The organism is Streptomyces sp. NPDC001781 (assembly GCF_053596035.1).
Window position 1 is genome coordinate 140442 of record NZ_JBSFFI010000005.1, and the last position, 21244, is coordinate 161685.

At 72.5% G+C, this 21244-nt stretch carries 21 protein-coding genes; 14 read left to right on the forward strand and 7 right to left on the reverse strand.

What is annotated here, in order from left to right:
- Positions 1–8 precede the first annotated feature (8 nt).
- A complete protein-coding gene (locus ACWCV3_RS06620) occupies positions 9–1337 on the reverse strand; it encodes a DUF2252 domain-containing protein (protein WP_451219338.1) in 1329 nt (442 codons plus the stop codon).
- 201 nt (positions 1338–1538) lie between these two features.
- On the opposite strand from ACWCV3_RS06620, the gene dnaE reads away from it, so the two are divergent.
- Positions 1539–5078, forward strand: a complete 3540-nt coding sequence (dnaE, locus tag ACWCV3_RS06625; protein WP_451219341.1) for a DNA polymerase III subunit alpha — start codon at positions 1539–1541, stop codon at positions 5076–5078.
- A 94-nt stretch (positions 5079–5172) separates the two neighbouring features.
- On the opposite strand, the gene ACWCV3_RS06630 is transcribed toward dnaE, so the two are convergent.
- Complete coding sequence (locus tag ACWCV3_RS06630) at positions 5173–5343, reverse strand: hypothetical protein (protein WP_451219344.1); 171 nt, start codon at positions 5341–5343, stop codon at positions 5173–5175.
- Between the two features lie 225 nt (positions 5344–5568).
- On the opposite strand from ACWCV3_RS06630, the gene ACWCV3_RS06635 reads away from it, so the two are divergent.
- From ACWCV3_RS06635 to ACWCV3_RS06650, 4 genes are all read left to right on the forward strand, one after another.
- Positions 5569–6783 carry an NYN domain-containing protein gene (locus ACWCV3_RS06635; RefSeq protein ID WP_451219347.1) on the forward strand — a complete coding sequence of 405 codons (1215 nt, stop codon included), beginning with the start codon at positions 5569–5571 and terminating at the stop codon, positions 6781–6783.
- 82 nt (positions 6784–6865) lie between these two features.
- Positions 6866–7876, forward strand: a complete 1011-nt coding sequence (locus ACWCV3_RS06640) for an ABC transporter ATP-binding protein (RefSeq protein WP_451219671.1) — start codon at positions 6866–6868, stop codon at positions 7874–7876.
- 76 nt (positions 7877–7952) lie between these two features.
- Entirely contained in the window at positions 7953–8774 is an 822-nt protein-coding gene (locus ACWCV3_RS06645; protein ID WP_451219350.1) for an ABC transporter permease, read from the forward strand.
- 34 nt (positions 8775–8808) lie between these two features.
- Complete coding sequence (locus ACWCV3_RS06650; protein WP_451219353.1) at positions 8809–9489, forward strand: AAA family ATPase; 681 nt, start codon at positions 8809–8811, stop codon at positions 9487–9489.
- 5 nt (positions 9490–9494) lie between these two features.
- Here ACWCV3_RS06650 and ybaK read toward each other — a convergent pair whose 3' ends face one another.
- From ybaK to ACWCV3_RS06670, 4 genes are all read right to left on the reverse strand, one after another.
- Positions 9495–9995 (reverse strand): Cys-tRNA(Pro) deacylase, encoded by a 501-nt coding sequence (gene ybaK, locus ACWCV3_RS06655; protein ID WP_451219356.1) that lies wholly within the window; start codon positions 9993–9995, stop codon positions 9495–9497.
- Between the two features lie 24 nt (positions 9996–10019).
- Positions 10020–10760: an LON peptidase substrate-binding domain-containing protein gene (locus tag ACWCV3_RS06660; RefSeq protein ID WP_451219359.1), complete on the reverse strand. Its 741-nt coding sequence runs from the start codon at positions 10758–10760 to the stop codon at positions 10020–10022.
- Between the two features lie 99 nt (positions 10761–10859).
- Positions 10860–11876 carry a hypothetical protein gene (locus ACWCV3_RS06665; RefSeq protein ID WP_451219362.1) on the reverse strand — a complete coding sequence of 339 codons (1017 nt, stop codon included), beginning with the start codon at positions 11874–11876 and terminating at the stop codon, positions 10860–10862.
- 157 nt (positions 11877–12033) lie between these two features.
- On the reverse strand, positions 12034–13617 hold the full coding sequence (locus ACWCV3_RS06670; protein WP_451219365.1) for an oxidoreductase: 1584 nt from the start codon (positions 13615–13617) through the stop codon (positions 12034–12036).
- A 232-nt stretch (positions 13618–13849) separates the two neighbouring features.
- On the opposite strand from ACWCV3_RS06670, the gene hisD reads away from it, so the two are divergent.
- The 9 genes from hisD to ACWCV3_RS06715 are packed head-to-tail and all read left to right on the forward strand — an operon-like array spanning position 13850 to position 20855.
- Complete coding sequence (gene hisD, locus ACWCV3_RS06675) at positions 13850–15175, forward strand: histidinol dehydrogenase (protein WP_451219368.1); 1326 nt, start codon at positions 13850–13852, stop codon at positions 15173–15175.
- The gene (locus tag ACWCV3_RS06680) at positions 15172–16296 is read left to right on the forward strand and encodes a histidinol-phosphate transaminase (protein WP_451219371.1); all 1125 of its coding nucleotides are present in this window, start codon (positions 15172–15174) and stop codon (positions 16294–16296) included. Before hisD ends, ACWCV3_RS06680 begins: the two co-directional genes overlap by 4 nt.
- A complete protein-coding gene (gene hisB, locus ACWCV3_RS06685; protein WP_085208601.1) occupies positions 16293–16886 on the forward strand; it encodes an imidazoleglycerol-phosphate dehydratase HisB in 594 nt (197 codons plus the stop codon). Before ACWCV3_RS06680 ends, hisB begins: the two co-directional genes overlap by 4 nt.
- Before the next feature lie 4 nt (positions 16887–16890).
- The gene (locus ACWCV3_RS06690) at positions 16891–17055 is read left to right on the forward strand and encodes a hypothetical protein (protein WP_401444687.1); all 165 of its coding nucleotides are present in this window, start codon (positions 16891–16893) and stop codon (positions 17053–17055) included.
- Positions 17046–17693, forward strand: a complete 648-nt coding sequence (gene hisH / locus ACWCV3_RS06695; protein WP_451219375.1) for an imidazole glycerol phosphate synthase subunit HisH — start codon at positions 17046–17048, stop codon at positions 17691–17693. The genes ACWCV3_RS06690 and hisH overlap by 10 nt, the downstream gene beginning before the upstream one ends.
- Positions 17694–17697: 4 nt before the next feature.
- Positions 17698–18423 (forward strand): bifunctional 1-(5-phosphoribosyl)-5-((5-phosphoribosylamino)methylideneamino)imidazole-4-carboxamide isomerase/phosphoribosylanthranilate isomerase PriA, encoded by a 726-nt coding sequence (priA, locus tag ACWCV3_RS06700; RefSeq protein WP_451219378.1) that lies wholly within the window; start codon positions 17698–17700, stop codon positions 18421–18423.
- Positions 18420–18815 carry a RidA family protein gene (locus ACWCV3_RS06705; protein ID WP_451219381.1) on the forward strand — a complete coding sequence of 132 codons (396 nt, stop codon included), beginning with the start codon at positions 18420–18422 and terminating at the stop codon, positions 18813–18815. The genes priA and ACWCV3_RS06705 overlap by 4 nt, the downstream gene beginning before the upstream one ends.
- Positions 18812–19570, forward strand: a complete 759-nt coding sequence (hisF, locus tag ACWCV3_RS06710; RefSeq protein ID WP_451219384.1) for an imidazole glycerol phosphate synthase subunit HisF — start codon at positions 18812–18814, stop codon at positions 19568–19570. The genes ACWCV3_RS06705 and hisF overlap by 4 nt, the downstream gene beginning before the upstream one ends.
- Positions 19563–20855 carry an MFS transporter gene (locus tag ACWCV3_RS06715; protein WP_451219387.1) on the forward strand — a complete coding sequence of 431 codons (1293 nt, stop codon included), beginning with the start codon at positions 19563–19565 and terminating at the stop codon, positions 20853–20855. The genes hisF and ACWCV3_RS06715 overlap by 8 nt, the downstream gene beginning before the upstream one ends.
- Here the strand turns inward: ACWCV3_RS06715 and ACWCV3_RS06720 are convergent.
- The gene (locus tag ACWCV3_RS06720) at positions 20836–21234 is read right to left on the reverse strand and encodes a VOC family protein (RefSeq protein ID WP_451219390.1); all 399 of its coding nucleotides are present in this window, start codon (positions 21232–21234) and stop codon (positions 20836–20838) included. The two genes, ACWCV3_RS06715 and ACWCV3_RS06720, sit on opposite strands and share 20 nt — an antisense overlap.
- Positions 21235–21244 lie beyond the last annotated feature (10 nt).

The window sequence follows — 21244 nt, forward strand, 5'->3', positions numbered from 1 at the left end:
TGCGGCGGCTACAGACCCGGAATCCGGCCGTTGCGGAACAGGTCCACGAACGTCTGGTGGTCGGCGCGGGCCCGGGCGCCGTAGGTGTGCGCGAAGTCCACCAGCAGGGGCGCGAACCCCTCCTCGTCGGCCGCGATGGCGGCGTCGATGGCCCGCTCGGTGGAGAACGGCACCAGGGACTCGCCCGAGGTGGTCTCGTCCGCCGCCGCGTGCATGGTGGCCGTGGCCCGCCCCAGGTCGGCGACGACGGCCGCGATCTCCTCCGGGTCGTCGATGTCGCCCCAGTCCAGGTCGACCGCGTACGGCGAGATCTCGGCCACCAGCTGGCCCGTGCCGTCCAGCTCGGTCCAGCCCAGCCACGGGTCGGCGTGCGCCTGGAGGGCGCGCTGGGAGATCACCGTGCGGTGGCCCTCGTGCTGGAAGTAGCCGGCGATGGCCGGGTCCGTGATGTGCCGGGAGACGGCCGGGGTCTGCGCCTGCTTGATGTAGATCACCACATCGTTCTCCAGCGCGTCCGTGGCCCCCTCCAGCAGGATGTTGTACGAGGGCAGCCCGGCCGAGCCGATGCCGATGCCCCGCCGCCCCACCACGTCCTTGACCCGGTACGACTCCGGGCGGGCCAGCGAGGTCTCCGGGAGCGTCTCCAGGTAGCCGTCGAAGGCGGCCAGCACCTTGTACCGGGTGGCCGCGTCCAGCTCGACCGAGCCGCCGCCCGGCGCGAACCGGCGCTCGAAGTCGCGGATCTCCGTCATCGACTCCAGCAGCCCGAACCGGGTCAGCGAGCGGGCGTCGCGCAGCGCGTCCAGCAGCGGGCCCTGGGCGGTGTCCAGGGTGAAGGGCGGCACCTCGTCGTCCTTGGCGCCGGTCGCCAGGGCGCGTACGCGCTCGCGGTAGGCGGCCGCGTAGATGGTCACCAGCTCGGTGATCTGCTCGTCGCTGAGCGCCTTCGCGTACCCGATCAGCGCGACGGAGGCGGCGAAGCGCTTGAGGTCCCAGGTGAAGGGGCCGACGTACGCCTCGTCGAAGTCGTTGACGTTGAAGACCAGGCGGCCGTTGGAGTCCATGTAGGTGCCGAAGTTCTCGGCGTGCAGGTCGCCGTGCACCCACACCCGCGAGGTGCGCTCGTCCAGGTACGGGCCGCCCCGCTTCTCGGCGTCGAGATCGTGGTAGAAGAGGTTCGCCGTGCCCCGGTAGAAGGCGAAGGCGCTCGCGGCCATCTTGCGGAACTTCACCCGGAACGCGGCCGGGTCCGCGGCCAGCAGCCGGCCGAAGGCGGTGTCGAAGACGGCGAGGATCTCCTCGCCGCGCTGCTCGTCGCTGAGCTGGGAAACCGGCATCGCGGGGTGCCTCCTGGTGCGGGATCGTGCGTGAGGTGAGCGGGAACACGGAGGGGAGCCGTGCCCCCCGTCCACAACGGGCGACGCCACGCCGGAGTGCCCGGTTCCCACCTGAAGGTACGCCGACCGGCCCCGGCGGTGTCGGTGCCGGGGCATAGACTTCCTCGCTGTCCCCTTCTTGTTCATCCGGAGGCCGAAACCGTGTCGAAGCCGCCCTTCACGCACCTGCACGTCCACACCCAGTACTCGCTGCTGGACGGTGCCGCGCGGCTCAAGGACATGTTCAACGCCTGCAACGAGATGGGCATGACGCACATCGCCATGTCCGACCACGGCAACCTGCACGGGGCGTACGACTTCTTCCATTCCGCGAAGAAGGCCGGGATCACCCCGATCATCGGGATCGAGGCGTACGTCGCCCCCGAGTCCCGGCGCAACAAGCGCAAGATCCAGTGGGGCCAGCCGCACCAGAAGCGGGACGACGTCTCCGGCTCCGGCGGTTACACCCACAAGACGATGTGGGCGGTGAACCGTACCGGCCTGCACAACATCTTCCGGCTGTCCTCGGACGCGTACGCCGAGGGCTGGCTGCAGAAGTGGCCGCGGATGGACAAGGAGACCATCTCCAAGTGGTCCGAGGGGATCGTGGCCTCCACCGGCTGCCCCTCCGGCGAGGTGCAGACCCGGCTCCGGCTCGGCCAGTTCGACGAGGCCCTCAGGGCCGCCTCCGACTACCAGGACATCTTCGGCAAGGACCGGTACTTCCTGGAGCTGATGGACCACGGCATCGACATCGAGCACCGGGTCCGCGACGGCCTGCTGGAGATCGGCAGGAAGCTCGGCATCCCGCCGCTGGTCACCAACGACTCGCACTACACCTACGCGCACGAGGCGGCGGCCCACGACGCCCTGCTGTGCATCCAGACCGGCAAGAACCTCTCCGAGCCCGGCCGCTTCAAGTTCGACGGCACCGGCTACTACCTGAAGTCCACGGACGAGATGTACGCCATCGACTCCTCCGACGCCTGGCAGGAGGGCTGCGCCAACACCCTCCTGGTGGCCGAGATGGTCGACACCACGGGCATGTTCGAGGCCAGGAACCTCATGCCCAAGTTCGACATCCCCGAGGGCTACACCGAGGTCACCTGGTTCAAGGAGGAGGTGCGCCGCGGCATGGAGCGCCGCTTCCCCGGCGGCGTGCCCGAGGACCGGCAGAAGCAGGCCGAGTACGAGATGGACGTCATCATCTCGATGGGCTTCCCCGGCTACTTCCTCGTGGTCGCCGACTTCATCATGTGGGCCAAGAACAACGGCATCGCGGTCGGCCCCGGCCGAGGCTCCGCGGCCGGCTCCATCGTCGCCTACGCCATGGGCATCACCGACCTCGACCCGATCCCGCACGGCCTGATCTTCGAGCGGTTCCTCAATCCCGAGCGCATCTCGATGCCCGATGTCGACATCGACTTCGACGAGCGCAGGCGCGTCGAGGTGATCCGGTACGTGACCGAGAAGTACGGCGCGGACAAGGTCGCCATGATCGGCACCTACGGCACCATCAAGGCCAAGAACGCGATCAAGGACTCCGCGCGCGTGCTGGGCTACCCGTACGCGATGGGCGACCGGATCACCAAGGCCATGCCCGCCGACGTGCTCGGCAAGGGCATCAACATCGACGGCATCACCAACCCCGAGCACCCCCGTTACTCGGAGGCGGGCGAGGTCCGGTCGATGTACGAGAACGAACCGGACGTGAAGAAGGTCATCGACACCGCGCGCGGTGTGGAGGGCCTGGTCCGGCAGATGGGTGTGCACGCCGCCGGCGTGATCATGTCCAGCGAGACCATCACCGAGCACGTCCCGGTCTGGGTGAGGCACACCGACGGCGTGACCATCACCCAGTGGGACTACCCGAGCTGTGAGTCGCTCGGCCTGCTCAAGATGGACTTCCTGGGCCTGCGCAACCTCACGATCATGGACGACGCCGTCAAGATGGTGAAGGCCAACAAGGGGATCGACATCGATCTCCTGAGCCTCCCGCTCGACGACCCCAAGACCTTCGAGCTGCTCCAGCGCGGCGACACCCTCGGCGTCTTCCAGTTCGACGGCGGCCCCATGCGCTCGCTGCTGCGCCTGATGAAGCCGGACAACTTCGAGGACATCTCCGCCGTCTCCGCCCTGTACCGGCCGGGCCCGATGGGCATGAACTCCCACACCAACTACGCCCTGCGCAAGAACGGGCAGCAGGAGATCACGCCGATCCACCCGGAGCTCGAGGAGCCGCTGCGGGAGGTCCTGGACGTCACCTACGGCCTGATCGTGTACCAGGAGCAGGTGCAGAAGGCCGCCCAGATCATCGCGGGCTACTCGCTCGGCGAGGCCGACATCCTCCGCCGCGTGATGGGCAAGAAGAAGCCCGAGGAACTGGCGAAGAACTTCGTCCTCTTCCAGAAGGGCGCCCGCGACAAGGGCTTCAGCGACGAGGCCATCCAGGCGCTGTGGGACGTGCTGGTCCCCTTCGCCGGATACGCGTTCAACAAGGCGCACTCAGCCGCCTACGGCCTGGTGTCCTACTGGACCGCCTACCTCAAGGCCAACTACCCGGCCGAGTACATGGCCGGACTGCTCACGTCGGTCAAGGACGACAAGGACAAGTCGGCGGTCTACCTCAACGAGTGCCGCCGCATGGGCATCAAGGTGCTCCCGCCGAACGTCAACGAGTCGGAGTCCAACTTCGCCGCCCAGGGCGACGACGTGATCCTCTTCGGCCTCTCGGCGGTGCGCAACGTGGGCACCAACGTGGTCGAGGCGATCATCCGGGGCCGCAAGACCAAGGGGAAGTACCTCTCCTTCCCGGACTACCTCGACAAGGTCGAGGCGGTCGCCTGCAACAAGCGGACCACCGAGTCGCTGATCAAGGCCGGCGCCTTCGACTCGATGAACCACACCCGCAAGGGCCTCACCGCGCAGTACGAGCCGATGATCGACAACGTGGTCGCGGTCAAGCGCAAGGAGGCCGAGGGCCAGTTCGACCTCTTCGGCGGCATGGGCGACGACGCCGGCGACGAGCCCGGCTTCGGACTCGACGTCCAGTTCACCGACGAGGAGTGGGAGAAGACCTATCTCCTCGCCCAGGAGCGGGAGATGCTCGGTCTCTACGTCTCCGACCACCCGCTCTTCGGCCTGGAGCACGTGCTCTCCGACAAGGCCGACGCGGGCATCTCGCAGTTGACCGGCGGCGAGCACTCCGACGGCGCCGTCGTGACCATCGGCGGCATCATCTCCGGCCTCCAGCGCAAGATGACCAAGCAGGGCAACGCCTGGGCCATCGCCACCGTGGAGGACCTCGCGGGCTCCATCGAGTGCATGTTCTTCCCGGCGACCTACCAGCTCGTCTCGACCCAACTCGTCGAGGACGCCGTGGTGTTCGTCAAGGGCCGGCTCGACAAGCGGGAGGACGTGCCCCGGCTGGTCGCCATGGAGCTCCAGGTCCCCGACCTGTCCAACGCGGGCACCAACGCCCCCGTGGTGCTCACCATCCCGGCGGTCCGGGTCACGCCGCCGATGATCAGCCGCCTCGGTGAGATCCTCACCCACCACAAGGGCGACAGCGAGGTCCGCATCAAGCTCCAGGGCCCGACCAAGACCACCGTGCTCCGTCTGGACCGGCACCGGGTCAAGCCCGACCCCGCCCTCTACGGCGACCTGAAGGTCCTGCTCGGCCCGTCCTGCCTGACCGGCTGAGCCGGGAGGCGGGCGAAGGCAAAAGGGGCGCACCCCGCGGAGGTGCGCCCCTTTTCGTATGCCCGCTGCGGGCTCAAATGCCCTGCTGAGACATTCAGTTGTGACCGAAGCGCTTGTTCTGCCTGCGGGTGTGGTCCTGCTGGCCGCCCGCGATCTGGGCGGTGGCCTCCTGTGCCTGGGGGGCCTGCTCCGAGCGCGGGGACTGCTCGGCCTGGGAAGCGCGGTTCTTCGGGCCGGTCTGCTTGCGGTTCTTGTTCTTGGCCATGGGGATCTGCCTCCTGAAGGGGGTCTAGGGGCCAGGGCCGAAATTAGATTCACATACGCTGACATCAAGCGCATGTCGGATAATTACCGTGTGTGACAGGGGTGGTGGGGACACCGGCTCCCGAAACGCCACGCCGAAGATCGAGTTCCGGCCGTGAACCCCCGCGCGGTCGGGCAGACTCGAAGGAACGCCGAAGCAATACCTCCCGGAAAGAGGGTGAGTCGCGTGGACCGCTGCATCGTCCTGGTGGACGCCGGGTATCTGCTGGGAGCCGCCGCGAGCCTCCTCGCCGGTGAGCCCTCGCGGTCCCGGATCATCGTCGACCACACCGCCCTCATCCAGGCGCTGCGTGAACGCGCCGAGTCGGAGACCGGCCGCCCGCTGCTGCGCATCTACTGGTTCGACGGCGCCCCCGACCGGGTCCCCCAGCCGGAGCACCGCAGGCTCCGGGTGATGCCCCGCGTGACGGTCCGGCTCGGGGCCCTGACCAGAAGCGACGGCCGCTGGGCGCAGAAGGGCGTCGACGCGGCCATGCACGCCGAGCTCACCGAGCTGGCCCGCAACCGCGCCTGCTCGGACATCGTCCTCGTCACCGGCGACGGCGATCTGCTGCCCGGCATGATGGCGGCCAAGGAGCACGGCGTAGCCGTCCACCTGTGGGCCGTCCAGGCCGCCGACGGCGACTACAACCAGTCCGAGGACCTGGTCGCCGAGGCCGACGAACGGCGTGTGCTGGACCGGGCCTGGATCATCAAGGCGGTCCGCGCCAAGGAACTGACCGGTGTCTGCGCCCCGTCCCCGGCGCCCCGCCCCGAGATCGCCGCGATCCTGTCCGCGCCGCTGCCCGAGTCCGCGCTCCCCGGCCGCGAGCGCACCGCCGGGGAGGACGCCCGCCGCCCGGCCGCCGCCCCGGAGAACGGCACCCAGGACCGGGTCGCCGTCCACAAGGGCGTCCCCACCCCCAAGGACCTGGCGGCGCTGCGCACCCCCGGCGCCCCGCCGGCCCCGCATCCCGCGAACGCCACCCTGCGCTGGTCCTCGGACAAGGGCTGGGTGGACCGGCCGGGCACCCCCGCCGAGCCGCCGGAGGTCGCCGCCATGCCGACCCTGGCCCAGCTCACCACAGCCGAGCAGCGCTGGGCGGACCGCGAGGAGGACATCACCACGGTCGGCGGCGACCCCAACGAGGTCGGCCAGGTCTTCGCCCGCCGCTGGATCGCCCGGCTCGGCGACCAGGGCCACCTCCAGCGGCTGTCCGCGATGTACCCCCGCATCCCGCACCGCATCGACGGCGAGCTGCTGCGCTACGCGGCCCGCTTCGGGCTGCTCGCCCACAAGGACGACCAGATCGACGAACACGACCGCTACGCCATCCGGGCGGGGTTCTGGCGTGAGTTCGACGTCCCGGTCCCGGCGGAGAACGCCACCGCCGGGGAGTGAGCGCGCCCCGGCCCGCGGATGCCGCGATGAGGTGCCCCAAAGGCGAGTAAAGGGCCCGCACCGCGTAGTCTCGTCCCTCGTGATGACGCGCGCGGGAGAGCCAATCGGGTACGACGACGTCGTACGCGTGCGCGCGCTCAGCAAGACCTACCCGCCCGTCAGGGGCCGGCGCGAAGCGCCCGGCGCCCCCGAGGTACGGGCCACCGACCAGGTGACCCTGGACGTGCGGCACGGCGAGATCTTCGGTCTGCTCGGCCCGAACGGCGCCGGCAAGTCCACCCTGGTCCGCCAGCTCACCGGGCTGCTTCGCCCCGACTCCGGCAGCGTCGAGATCCTCGGCCACGACATCGTGCGCCACCCCGAGCGGGCCGCCCGCCTCCTCGCCTACCTCGGACAGGAGTCCTCCGCGCTGGACGAGCTGACCGTCGCCCTCGCCGCCGAGACCACCGGCCGGCTGCGCGGCCTGGAGGCCCGTGCCGCCCGCGCCGAACGGGACGCCGTGCTGGACGAGCTGGGCCTCGCCCCGCTCGCCGGGCGCCCGCTGAAGAAGCTGTCCGGCGGCCAGCGGCGGCTCGCCTGCCTGGCCGCCGCGCTCGTCGGTGCCCGCCCGCTGCTGGTGCTGGACGAGCCGACCACCGGCATGGACCCGGTGGCCCGGCGCGCGGTCTGGGCCGCCGTCGACCGGCGCCGCGCCGAGCAGGGCGCGACCGTGCTGCTGGTCACCCACAACGTCATCGAGGCCGAGACCGTGCTCGACCGGGTCGCCGTGCTCGACGAGGGCCGGGTGATCGCCTGCGACACCCCGGCCGGACTCAAGGAACGGGTCTCCGGCGAGGTCCGGGTCGAGCTGGTCTGGCGGGAGCGGGCGCCGCTGGACGTGCCCGAGGTCGCCGCGCTGCGCGAGCGGGCCGTGGAGGCCGGGCGCCGCTGGACGCTCCGGCTCGCCCCCGAGGAGGCCCGGGCCGCCGTCGCCACCGTCACCGGCGGGGCCGCCTTCGCCGCGCTGGACGACTTCACCCTCGCCACACCCAGCCTGGAGGACGTCTACCTCGCCCTGGGCGGGGAGGCCCGGCAGGGGCTGGTGAAGGCGTGAGCGCGATCCCCGTCGCATCCGTATGGTCCCTGGGGGACGTCCGTCCGGCCGCCGCCGGGAAGAGGAGCAGCGCGTCGTGAGTGCCGTACCCGCCGAGGTCCTGCCGGGCGGCGCGAGGAGTGTGCCGGGGCAGGCGCGACGCGTGGCCGAACTGGGGCCGCCCGTGCGGCTGTGGCCGGCGCTGGCCGCCGTCTACCGGGCCCAGTTGTCGCGTGCCCGGGTGGCCCGCATCCCGCTGCTGTTCGTGGCGACCTTCCAGTCGGTGGGCATCGCCGTGATGATGCGGGGCGTCGTGGACAGCGGACCCGAGGCGCAGTCCGTGGTCGCCGGGTCCTCGGTCCTGGTCGTCGCCTACGTGGCGCTGAACCTGCTCTCGCAGTACTTCGGCCAGCTGCGCGCCAGCGGCGGGCTCGACCACTACGCCACGCTGCCGGTACCGCCCGCCGCCGTGGTGCTGGGCGCGGCGGCCGCGTACGCCTCCTTCACCGTGCCGGGAACGCTCGTCACCGCGGTCGTGGGCTGCGCGCTGTTCGGGCTGCCGCTGTCCAACCTGTGGGTGCTGCTGGCGGTGATCCCGCTGGCCGGGGCCGCGCTGTCCGGGCTCGGCGCCGCGTGCGGGCTGCTCGCCCCGCGCCCCGAACTCGCCACGCTGCTCGGCCAGCTCGGCATGTCGGCGGCGCTGCTGCTCGGCGTGCTGCCCGCCGACCGGATGCCCGGCGTCGTGCGCCTCGCCCGCGATCTGCTGCCCTCGACGTACGGGGTGGAGGCGTACGCCCGCACCTTCGGCCCCCACCCCGACTGGGCGGTGGTCCTCGCTGACCTGGGCGTGTGCGCGGGCGTCGGGGTGATCTCGCTGGCCGTGGCGACCCGCGCCTACCGCAGGGCGGCCGTCCGGTGACGCGGCGCCCGACGCGACCTGGCACGATGTCAGGGTGACCGCACCGCTGACACCGCCCCCGCCGCCGCACGACGACGACTTCGCGCATCAGCACGGAGGGGGCCCCTCGGGCGGGACACCGGTCGCGGACCCGTACGGACAGGACGGCCCCGGTATGAAGACCGAAGTACGCGAAGCCGTCGTCGTGGCCGTGGCGGTGGCGCTCTCCGGGGTGCTGCTGGGGCTGCTGTGGTGGTGGCTGGCCCCGCACGTGCCGCTGGTGGGCGAGGAGACCGACCGGAGCTGGGTGGTCTACCTCAAGGACACCGAGGGCGAGCAGGCGGCCGGGGTGGACGGCACCTTCGCCCTGCTGGGCCTGGCGTTCGGCCTGATCAGCGCGGTCCTGGTGTTCCTGCTGCGGCGGCGCGGAGGTGCGCCGCTGGTGGTGGGCCTCGGCGTCGGCGCCCTGCTCGCCTCCCTGCTGGCCTGGCGGCTCGGCGTCTGGCTGGGCCCGACCTCCGACGTCATCGCGCACGCCAAGGCGGCCGGCGCCGGCGTCACCTTCCCGGCCCCGCTCCGGCTCGGCGCCAAGGGAGCCCTGCTGGCCTGGCCGCTGGCCGCGCTCCTGGTCCACCTGGGCCTGACAGCCCTCTTCGGCCCCCGCGACCCCGACCCGTACGAGCAGGGCCCCTTCGGCCCAGCGCCGCAGGGCCCGTACGGGACGCCCCCCGCGTAGGGGCGTCAGCCGCGGCCGACGGGGGCCAGGACGGCCTTCGTCAGGGTGGCCAGGTCGGCCGGGGCGAGTTCGACCTCCAGGCCGCGCCGGCCCGCCGAGACACAGACCGTCGGGTGCGCCACGGCCGACTCGTCCAGCACGGTGGGCAGCTTCTTGCGCTGGCCCAGCGGGGAGATGCCGCCGCGCACGTAGCCGGTGGTGCGCTCGGCCAGCGCGGGATCGGCCATCGCCGCCCGCTTGCCGCCTACGGCCGCCGCCAGCGCCTTGAGGTCCAGCGTGCCGGAGACCGGGACCACGGCGACCGTCAGGGTGCCGTCCACGTCGGCCACCAGCGTCTTGAAGACCCGGTCGGGGGAGACACCCATCGCCTCGGCGGCCTCCTCGCCGTAGGAGGGGTGCGCCGGGTCGTGCTCGTAGGAGTGGACCGTGTGGTGCACGCCCGCCGCGGTGAGGGCCACCGTGGCGGGCGTGCCGCCCGCCTGCTGCTTCTTCGACTTCTTCGCCATCGCGGGTGCCGGCCCTCTGTTCCTTCAGTTCAGACTGGTGCGCGCCCGCGTCAGCTCGAACGCGGGCAGTGACGGCAGACTACGGATGATCGCCGTCTCCGAGCGAAGCAGTTTCAGCTCGTCCCGCAGCCGGGACGCGGTGTCCGGGGCCTGGAGGAGCCGCTGCTTGGTCGGGGTGTCCAGCACCATCGCGGCCGCCACCAGGTAGGAGATCACACCGGGGTCGTCCGGCAGGTCGGAGTCGGCGGAGATGGAGCGCTCGTGGGCGCCCGCCAGCCGCTTCTGGTACTGCTGGAAGGAGCGCAGCACCCCCTCGGCGAGCGCGCCCGCCTCGTCGCCCGGCTCCTCCGGCAGCTCCTCCACCTCGGCGGTGAGGAACGACCCGGAGTCGTCCACCGAGAGCAGCTTGACGCGGGTGGTGCCGGTGCACAGCACCTCGAAGGTGCCGTCCGGGCGCTCCCGGATGGTCGCGGCGTCCGCCACACAGGCCACCCGGTGCAGCGCCTTGAGCGGGTCCGGACCGAAGCCCCCCGCCGGGGCCTCCTCGGTACCGGCGTCGGGGTCCGGCAGGCCCGTACCGCTCGGCGCCACCTGGTGGCCGTCACGGATCGCCACGACGACGAACCGGCGCGGTTCGTCCTCCGGGGTCTTCAGCAGCTCGCGCATGATGGCGCGATACCGCTCCTCGAAGACGGACAGCGGCAGCACGAGTCCCGGGAACAGCGCCGTGTTCAGCGGGAAGAGGGGCAGGCGGGCGGTGGTCACGACGCCCCAGCCTAATGGTCCCGCCCGGGGGAGCGCCCGCGGCGCCAGCGGTTGTCCCGCCGATCCCTGCCCCAGGGGCCCGGCCGGCCCTGGCCGGCCTCAGACGCGGTCGCGCGGCGGGGTCGGGAGCAGGGCGGCCAGGGCCGCGGGCGGGGCGCCGGTCAGCAGGGCGTCGCGCAGCCGCAGGAAGTGGCCGAGCGGGTCCTCCGACACCCGGTTCCAGGGGAACGAGGTGGCGTACGGGCCGATCAGCGCGAGCTGGGTGCGGGCCTCCTCCCGGCGCTCCAGGCGCAGCAGGACGTACAGCAGCATGTTGCGGACCTCGGCCGGGCGGGGGTCGGCCGCCGGGAAGCGGGCCGAGAGGGCCGCCGCGCGGTCGGCCGCCGCGAGCAGCCTCTCCCGGGGCACCTCGGGGCCGCAGGCGTCGGTGAGGTAGCCGAAGGCGGCCCGCAGCGGGAGCGCCTGCACCAGCGAGCCGGGCGGGGCGTCCTGGGCGGCGGGCTCGGCGAAGTCGAAGCACTCGCGGTGCGAGCCGTGCCAGAAGGTGGCCAGATAGCGCAGCGCGGCCACGTGACAGCCGTAGTGGTGCGGGGCACGCCGTACGGCCGCCTCCCACAGCTCCCCGAAGTAGCGGTGGCCCGCGCGGGAGCCGCGCGCGTGGTCCAGCGCGATCCGCCAGGGCACCGGGTCGCGGTCGTCGGCGCGGGCGGCGGCCGTGATCAGCGGGCTGGCCTCGCGCAGCAGCTCGGCCCGGCCCGGCGACGGCCAGGCGCGGTCCACGGCCAACTGGGCGCCGACGAGCAGCACGCCGGGGTCCCCGGGGTCGGCGGCGCGCCACGCCTCGAACCACTCCGGGCGGGAGCGGGCGAAGGCGGCGAGCCGGGTGGCGTAGGCGTCGCGCTCCTCCCACTGGCCCGCCGCGCGGGTGGCCGCGAGCAGGGCGGCGGCGACCGCGAACCCGCCCTGCCCGGCCGCGACCAGGGCGGGGGAGAGGTGGTCGTCGGGCGCGTCGAGGATGACGTCGTCGGCCGGTGCGGGGGAGTCCGGGCGCGAGGCGCGTCGTGTCTTCCGGGTGGGGCGGAGGAACGCCGGCAGCAGAACCATGGTGCCGACCATTGAAAGTCCGCAGGTCGGGCCCGCGCCAGAGGGTTGGGGCAAGTCGTGGAAGGTTGTGCCGGCGCCGGTCAAGGAAGGGTAAAAAGGCGGCTTTTCCCCTCTTGTCAGGCCCCTGCCGCCAGAAGAGGCCCCACGAGTCCCGCGCGGCCCCCTCGCATCAGCTCCGCCGCAGCAGCCGTGTCGCCCCCGCAGCCACCGCCGTCGCCAGCACCCAGCCCAGCATGATCAGCACCGCCGCCAGCCACGGCCACGCCCCGCGCAGCCGCCACTGGTCGAGCTGGCCCAGGTCGATCACCGGCAGCAGCAGGTCCAGCGTGAGCAGCGCCGGGCTCCACGCCGGATGGTCCTCCGAATGCGCCGGGGGCGGATCGGCGTGCGCGAACGCCAGCGTGCCCGCCGCCCACAGCACCGCGAGCCACAGCGCCGCCCGTCCCGGCCGGTACCCGTAGGCGACCGTCCAGTCCTGGGCGTACCCCCACAGCTTCGCCGCCAGCGGCAGGGTCTCGCGGCGTCTGCGGTGCTTGGCCAGCAGCACGTCACGGGCGTCCTCGTCCTCCCCGGCCGCGCGCAGCACGGCGGCCAGCCGCTCGTACGGCTCCGGGTGGTACTCGGCGGTCGCCGCCGCCACCCAGGCCAGCCGGTGGGCCAGCGGAAAGGGGCCGCGCGGGACGAGGTTCTCGTACGTGAAGCCGCTCATCTGGAGGTTCCCCGGCTCCGGCCAGCTGCCCGCGTCGTCCACCAGGTTGACGATCCGGGCGCCCGACAGCACCACCCGGCCCGACGGCGGCCGGTCCCCGAGGAAGCGCAGCTCGGGCGTCTGCACCCGGCGCAGCGACAGTTCCTGGTCGTCGGTGAGCACGAACCGCGACCCCTCCAGGTCCACCGCGTCCCCGAAGCGCCCGTCGTCCAGCCGCGTCCCGCCCCGGCACTCGAACCGCTGCACCCGCGTCCCGCGCGCCGGTGTGGTCCCGCTCAGCAACGGGCTGCCCACCGCGGCCGGCGTCAGATACAGGGTCCGCTCCACCGTGAGCTGCGGGGCGTTGAGCGCCAGCCGGGCGTACGGGTTGGAGAGCCGGGCTCCGCGCAGGCTCAGTGACACCCCGACCTGGGCGCCACGCAGCCGCAGCTCGCCGTAGGACTCCAGCATCTCCGCCTGGAGGTCCTGGCCGACCGTCATGCCGTCCGCCGCGATCGACCGCCCGCCCCGGTCCCGGTGCGCCACGGCCTCGTTCAGCATCAGGTCGGTGCCTATCCGGGCGTCGGTCAGCCGGATGCCGGTACGGAAGCGGCAGCGCGCCAGATGCAGATCGCCCTCGGTGCGCACCCGCGCCGCCTCGAGCCGGGGCACCGCGCAGTCCACCAGGCGCACGGTGGTGAAGTGCGCCTCCGGCACCCGCACCTCGTCGTCGAACCGGCAGCACCGCAGCTCCACGTACGGCGTGACGGTGCCGCCCGCCAGGTCCACCGTGCCGGTGACCCGCACCCCGGTCAGCTTCAGCGAGGAGACCCGGCCCGCGAGCGCGGGCGGGCCGTCCAGCAGCAGCCAGCACACCACCCGGGCCCGCACGCTGCGCTCCGGGCCCCAGGGGATGCCGCCGTGCGGATCGTCCACGGCCGGATCTCCACTGCTCAGGTCGTACACGCTGCCGTTGCGGAACGCCTGCCACATGCCCGCCTCGGCCGGAGTCAGATCGTCCGGCAGCTCCTGGGCGCCCGGACCCGCCGCCAGTGCCTCGGTCACCGCGGCTCCTCTCCCGCGAGCCGGCCACGGGCGTCACCGCCCGGCTCGCCGCCCACGTCCGTCCCACACGTCGTTTCCCGGCTCATGCCCGGTGAGTGACGGGTTCGACACACATAGTGAGAGTGAAATCACGGGTTCCGGCCACGCTCTGTGCCACCGGTTGTCCCACGATCTGTATCAGCCATTGATACGCGCGGACGGGCTACGGCGCCGGTCTGAGAGAATTGGGACTGTGATCTCCCGAATCGATCTGCGCGGCGACGCCCTCCCCGAGGGCCCCGCCCTGCGCGACCTGCTGCCCCGAGCCGACTTCGACGTCTCGGCCGCCCTGGAGAAGGTGCGGCCGATCTGCGAGGCCGTGCATCATCGAGGCGACGCTGCACTGATCGACTTCGCGGAGAAGTTCGACGGGGTGCGGCTGGAATCCGTCCGTGTCCCGGCCCAGGCGCTCACCGACGCGCTCGCGGCCCTCGACCCGGCCGTACGCGCCGCCCTGGAGGAGTCCATCCGCCGGGCCCGCCTGGTCCACCGCGCCCAGCGCCGTAGCCCCCACACCACCCAGGTCGTCCCCGGCGGCACCGTCACCGAGAAGTGGGTCCCCGTCGACCGGGTCGGGCTGTACGCGCCCGGCGGCCTCTCGGTCTACCCCTCCTCCGTGATCATGAACGTGGTGCCCGCGCAGGAGGCCGGCGTCGGCTCCGTCGCACTCGCCTCCCCGCCGCAGGCAGAGTTCGGCGGGCTGCCGCACCCGACCATCCTCGCCGCCTGCGCCCTGCTCGGCGTGGACGAGGTGTACGCGGCCGGCGGTGCCACCGCCGTGGCGATGTTCGCCTACGGCACCGAGTCCTGCCCGCCCGCCAACATGGTCACCGGCCCCGGCAACATCTGGGTCGCCGCCGCCAAGCGCTTCTTCACCGGCAGGATCGGCATCGACGCGGAGGCGGGCCCGACCGAGATCGCCGTCCTCGCCGACGACACCGCCGACCCGGTGCACGTCGCCTCCGACCTGATCAGCCAGGCCGAACACGACCCGCTGGCCGCCGCCGTCCTCGTCACCGACTCGGCCGCCCTGGCCGACGCGGTGGACGAGGAGCTGAAGAAGCAGGTCGCCGCCACCAAGCACGTCGACGACCGCATCGTGCCCTCGCTCAACGGGCGGCAGTCCGCGATCGTCCTGGTCGACGGCGTCGAGGAGGGCCTGCGCGTGGTCGACGCCTACGGCGCCGAGCACCTGGAGATCCAGACCCGCGACGCGGCCGCCGTCGCCGACCGGGTGCGCAACGCGGGCGCCGTCTTCATCGGCCCCTGGGCGCCGGTCTCCCTCGGGGACTACGCGGCCGGGTCCAACCACGTGCTGCCCACCGGCGGCTGCGCCTGCCACTCCTCCGGTCTGTCCGTGCAGTCCTTCCTGCGCGGCATCCACATCGTGGACTACACCGAGGACGCCCTCGCCGAGGTCGCCCACCACGTGGTGACCCTCGCCGAGGCGGAGGACCTGCCCGCACACGGCGCGGCGGTCAAGGCCCGCTTCGGCTGGAAGGTACCGGGTAGCAAGTGACCGGCAACAGTACGCAGTCCCCCTGGGACGAACTCCCCATCCGTGACGAGCTGCGCGGCAAGTCCCCCTACGGCGCGCCCCAGCTCGACGTCCCCGTCCGGCTGAACACCAACGAGAACCCCTATCCGCTGCCCGAGCCGCTGGTGGAGCGGATCGCGGAGCGGGTGCGCGAGGCCGCCCGGAACCTGAACCGCTACCCCGACCGGGACGCCGTCCAGCTCCGCACCGAACTGGCCGGGTACCTCACCACGACCGGCCACCACCGCCTCGGCGCCGAGAACGTCTGGGCGGCCAACGGCTCCAACGAGGTCATCCAGCAGCTCCTGCAGACCTTCGGCGGGCCCGGCCGCACCGCGCTCGGTTTCGAGCCGTCGTACTCGATGCACGCGCTCATCGCGCGCGGCACCGGGACCGGCTGGATCTCCGGGCCGCGCGGCGCGGACTTCACCATCGACCTGCCCGCGGCCGAGCGCGCCATCGCCGAGCACCGGCCCGACGTCGTCTTCGTCACCACCCCCAACAACCCCACCGGCAACGCCGTCCCGCCCGGGACCGTCCTCGCGCTGCACGACGCCGCGCAGGCGGCGAAGCCGTCCATGGTGGTCGTGGACGAGGCGTACATCGAGTTCAGCCACGGCGACTCGCTGCTGCCGCTCCTCGAGGGCCGCCCGCACCTGGTGATCTCGCGGACCATGTCCAAGGCGTTCGGCGCCGCCGGACTGCGCCTCGGCTACCTGGCCGCCGACCCCGCCGTGGTGGACGCCGTCCAGCTGGTCCGGCTGCCCTACCACCTGAGCGCCGTCACCCAGGCGACCGCGCTGGCCGCGCTGGAGCACACCGGCACGCTGCTCGGCTACGTCGAGCAGCTCAAGGCCGAGCGGGACCGGCTCGTCGCCGAACTGCGGGCCATCGGCTACGAGGTGACCGAGTCCGACGCCAACTTCGTGCAGTTCGGCCGCTTCGAGGACGCCCACGACGCGTGGCGGCGCATCCTGGGCCACGGGGTGCTGGTCCGGGACAACGGCGTGCCCGGATGGCTGCGGGTGACCGCCGGAACCCCCGAAGAGAACGACGCGTTCCTCGACGCGGTACGGGACTTGAAGAAGGAGCTTGACGCATGAGCCGCACCGGACGCGTACAGCGCACCACCAAGGAGACCTCGGTGCTGGTCGAGATCGACCTCGACGGCACCGGCAAGACCGACATCGCCACCGGCGTCGGCTTCTACGACCACATGCTCGACCAGCTCGGCCGGCACGGTCTGTTCGACCTCACCGTGAAGACCGACGGCGACCTGCACATCGACTCCCACCACACCATCGAGGACACCGCCCTCGCGCTCGGCGCCGCCTTCAAGCAGGCGCTCGGCGACAAGGTGGGCATCTACCGCTTCGGCAACTGCACGGTCCCGCTGGACGAGTCCCTCGCCCAGGTCACCGTCGACCTCTCCGGCCGCCCCTACCTCGTGCACACCGAGCCCGAGAAGATGGCGCCGATGATCGGCGAGTACGACACCACGATGACCCGGCACATCCTGGAGTCCTTCGTCGCCCAGGCCCAGATCGCGCTGCACGTGCACGTGCCCTACGGACGCAACGCGCACCACATCGTGGAGTGCCAGTTCAAGGCCCTCGCCCGCGCGCTGCGCTACGCCAGTGAGCGCGATCCGCGCGCGGCCGGCATCCTCCCCTCCACGAAGGGCGCGCTGTAACCCCATGACCGGACTGTCCACCATCCTGATCGTCGTCGGCCTCTTCCTGGTCGGCGGCATCATCTCCTTCGTCAAGCAGAAGATGCCCACCAGCCTGATCGTGCTGGTCTCCATCGGTGCGGCCATGTGCCTGGTCGCCGGCGTCATGCGGCTGGAGGTGTGGAGTTGAGCGACGTGAAGAAGGTCGTGGTCTTCGACTACGGCTTCGGCAACGTCCGCTCCGCCGAGCGCGCGCTCGCCCGCGTGGGCGCCGAGGTGGAGATCACCCGCGACTTCGACAGGGCGATGAACGCCGACGGCCTGCTGGTGCCCGGCGTCGGCGCGTTCGCCGCCTGCATGACCGGCCTGCGCGAGGCCCGCGGCGACTGGGTCGTCGACCGGCGCCTGGCAGGCGGCCGCCCGGTGCTCGGCATCTGCGTCGGCATGCAGATCCTGTTCGCGCGCGGCATCGAGCACGGCGTGGAGACCGACGGCCTGGACGAGTGGCCGGGCACGGTCGGCCCCCTCAAGGCCGACGTGGTGCCCCACATGGGCTGGAACACCGTCGACGCCCCGGCCGGCTCCCGCCTCTTCGCGGGGCTCGACCCCGCCGACCGCTTCTACTTCGTGCACTCCTACGCCGTGCAGGACTGGGACTTCGAGCAGCTCAACGCCGCCATGACCCCGCCCGCGGTGACGTGGTCGACGTACGGCGGGCCGTTCGTGGCCGCGGTGGAGAACGGCGCGCTGTCCGCCACCCAGTTCCACCCCGAGAAGTCCGGCGACGCCGGTGCCCAGCTCCTCACCAACTGGATCGGAACCCTCTGAGATCATGGCCAAGCTCGAACTGCTCCCCGCCGTCGACGTCCGCGACGGCCAGGCCGTCCGCCTCGTGCACGGCGAGTCCGGCACCGAGACCTCCTACGGCTCCCCGCTGGAGGCGGCCCTCGCCTGGCAGCGCGCGGGCGCCGAGTGGCTGCACCTGGTCGACCTGGACGCCGCGTTCGGCACCGGGGACAACCGGGCCCTGATCGCCGAGGTCGCCAGGGCCATGGACATCAAGGTGGAGCTGTCCGGCGGCATCCGCGACGACGACACCCTCGCCGCCGCCCTCGCCACCGGCTGCACCCGCGTCAACCTCGGCACCGCGGCCCTGGAGACCCCCGAGTGGGTCGCGAAGGTCATCGCCGGGCACGGCGACAAGATCGCCGTCGGCCTCGACGTACGCGGCACCACCCTGCGCGGCCGCGGCTGGACCCGCGACGGCGGCGACCTCTACGAGACGCTCGCGCGCCTCGACAAGGAGGGCTGCGCCCGCTACGTCGTCACCGACATCGCCAAGGACGGCACCCTCCAGGGCCCCAACCTGGAACTGCTGAGGAACGTCTGCGCGGCCACCGACCGCCCGGTCGTCGCCTCCGGCGGCGTCTCCTCGCTGGACGACCTGCGCGCCATCGCCGGCCTGGTGCCGCTCGGCGTCGAGGGTTCCATCGTCGGCAAGGCGCTGTACGCCAAGGCGTTCACCCTGGAAGAGGCCCTGGCGGCGGTGTCCCGGTGAGCGACGTACGCCGGGTGAGCACCGGTGCGCCCTGGGAGGACCAGTTCGGTTACTCCCGCGCCGTCGAACTGCCCAACGGCCTGGTGCTGGTCTCCGGCTGCACCTCCGTCGTGGACGGGCAGATCGCCGGAGGCGGCCCGTACGAGCAGGCCGTCAACTCCTTCGGCGTCGCGCTCGGCGCGCTGGCGCAGGTGGGCCTCGGCCGGGACGACGTGGTGCGCACCCGTATGTACCTCACCCATGCCCGGGACGTGGAGGAGGTCGGACGCGCGCACAAGGAGATGTTCGGCACCGTCCGGCCCGCCGCATCCATGATCATCGTCTCCGGTCTCGTCGACCCCAGCCTGGTCGTCGAGATCGAGATGGAGGCGTTCCGAGGAGTGTCCGCATGACCCTGGCCGTACGCGTGATCCCCTGCCTGGACGTGGACAACGGCAGGGTCGTCAAGGGCGTCAACTTCCAGAACCTGCGCGACGCGGGCGACCCGGTGGAGATGGCCAAGGTCTACGACGCCGAGGGCGCCGACGAGCTGACCTTCCTGGACATCACCGCCTCCTCCGGCGACCGGGAGACCACCTACGACGTGGTGCGCCGCACCGCCGAGCAGGTCTTCATCCCGCTCACCGTCGGCGGCGGCGTCCGCACCGCCGAGGACGTGGACAAGCTGCTGCGGGCCGGCGCCGACAAGGTGGGCGTCAACACGGCCGCCATCGCCCGGCCCGACCTCATCCGCGAGATCGCCGAGCGGTTCGGCCGTCAGGTGCTGGTCCTCTCGGTGGACGCCCGGCGCACCCCGTCCGGCTCCTTCGAGGTCACCACCCACGGCGGCCGCACGGGCACCGGCATCGACGCGGTCGAGTGGGCGCACCGGGCCGCCGAGCTGGGCGCGGGCGAGATCCTGCTCAACTCCATGGACGCCGACGGCACCAAGGACGGCTACGACCTCGACATGCTGGCGGCGGTCCGCAAGCACGTGTCGGTCCCGGTGATCGCCTCGGGCGGCGCGGGCGCGCTCTCGCACTTCCCGCCGGCCGTCGACGCGGGCGCGGACGCGGTGCTGGCCGCCTCCGTCTTCCACTTCGGCGACCTCCGCATCGGCCAGGTCAAGCAAACCCTGCGCGAGGCGGGCCACCCGGTCCGTGTCTGAACGGAGCCCCCGCACCGGCACCGGGACACGCCCGGCCGTCCCCACGGACGGCCGGGCGGCGCATCGTGACCCCAACGTCCTGCGCTGGCTGGGCGCGTACACCGCGTCCATGCTCGGGGACAACGTGTACTACATCGCCCTGTCCTGGGCCGCCGTGCGGGCCGGCAGTCCCTCGCAGGCCGGGCTCGTGATGGCGGCCAGTGCGGTGCCCAGGGCGTTGCTGCTGCTGGGCGGCGGGGTGATCGCGGACCGGTTCGGGCCGCGCCGGGTGGTCGTCGGCAGCGACGCCGTGCGGTGCGCGGCCGTGCTCGCGGTCGCCGCGCTGCTGTCCGTCACCACCCCCGGCCTGTGGCCGCTGGCCGCGCTGGCGCTGGTCTTCGGCGCCGTCGACGCCGTCTTCATGCCGGCCGTCGGCGCGCTGCCGGCCCGGATCACCACGCCCGGCCAGCTCGCCCGTGTCCAGGGCCTGCGCGGGCTCGCCATCCGGATCGCCGGCGTCGTCGGCGCCCCGCTCGGCGGGCTGGGCGTCGCCACGGGCGGCGCGCCCACCGCGTTCGGCCTCGCCGGACTCCTGATCGCGTTCTCGCTGCCCCTGCTGATCACCGTCCGGGTCAGGCCGCTCCCCCCGGAGGAGACCGCCCGCGAGGCGGGCACCGCGTGGGCCGATCTGGTGGACGGCCTTCGCCACATCCGCCGCCATCGCGTCCTCGGCCCGCTGATGCTCGCCATCGCGCTCGGCGACTTCGGCTTCGTCGGCCCGCTCAACGTCGGCCTCACCCTGCTCGCCGACCGGCGCGGCTGGGGCGCCGCCGGCATGGGCTGGGTGCTCGCCGGGTTCGGCGTCGGCGCGGGCGCCGTCTCGCTGCTGCTCGCGGTGCGCGGCCGGCTCCCGCGCGCCGGACTGACCGCGGCCTGCTCGATCCTCGCAGGCTCCGTCGCCATCGCCGCCCTCGCATACGTGAGGGCGCTCCCCGCCGCGGTCGGCGTGGCCCTGCTGGTCGGGCTGCTCGCCGGACTCAGCGGCGCGATGTGCGGTGCGCTGCTCCAGACCCAGGCCGACCCCGCCTACCTGGGCCGGATCACCGCCGTCGCCAGTCTGGTCAGCCTGGGGCTCGCCCCGCTGAGCATGCCGTTCGCGGCCACTGCGATCGGCGTCTGGGGGCTGGGGCCGGTGTTCGTGACCAGCGCGGCGGTGTGCGGGCTCGGCGGGGTCGTCGTGCTGTGTTTTCCGCACCTCAGGCGGGCCGAACTGCCCGGCCGAGCGGTCAGCGCAGTCGCTGGGTGAGCTGGACCAGGTTGCCCACGGTGTCGTCGAGCACGGCCGCCAGTACCGGACCCTGCTCCTGCGGGGGATGGGTGAAGCGGACACCGGCGGCGCGCAGCCGCTCGTACTCCACGCGCATGTCGTCCACCTCGAAGACGATGGTCGGCAGGCCCGCCTCGTACAGGGCGGTGCGGTACGGCTCCGCGATGGGGCCCCCGCCGGGCTCCAGCAGCAACTGGAGGTCCGGCTGGGCTCCCTGGGGCGCGCCCACCGTCACGAACAGCACGCCGTCGCCGAGGTCCATGCGGAGCCGGGTCTCGAACCCCAGCACCTTCGTGTAGAAGGCGTGCGCCCGCGCCACGTCGTCCACGTACACCCCGGTCATGGCGACCTTGATCATGACGGCTCCC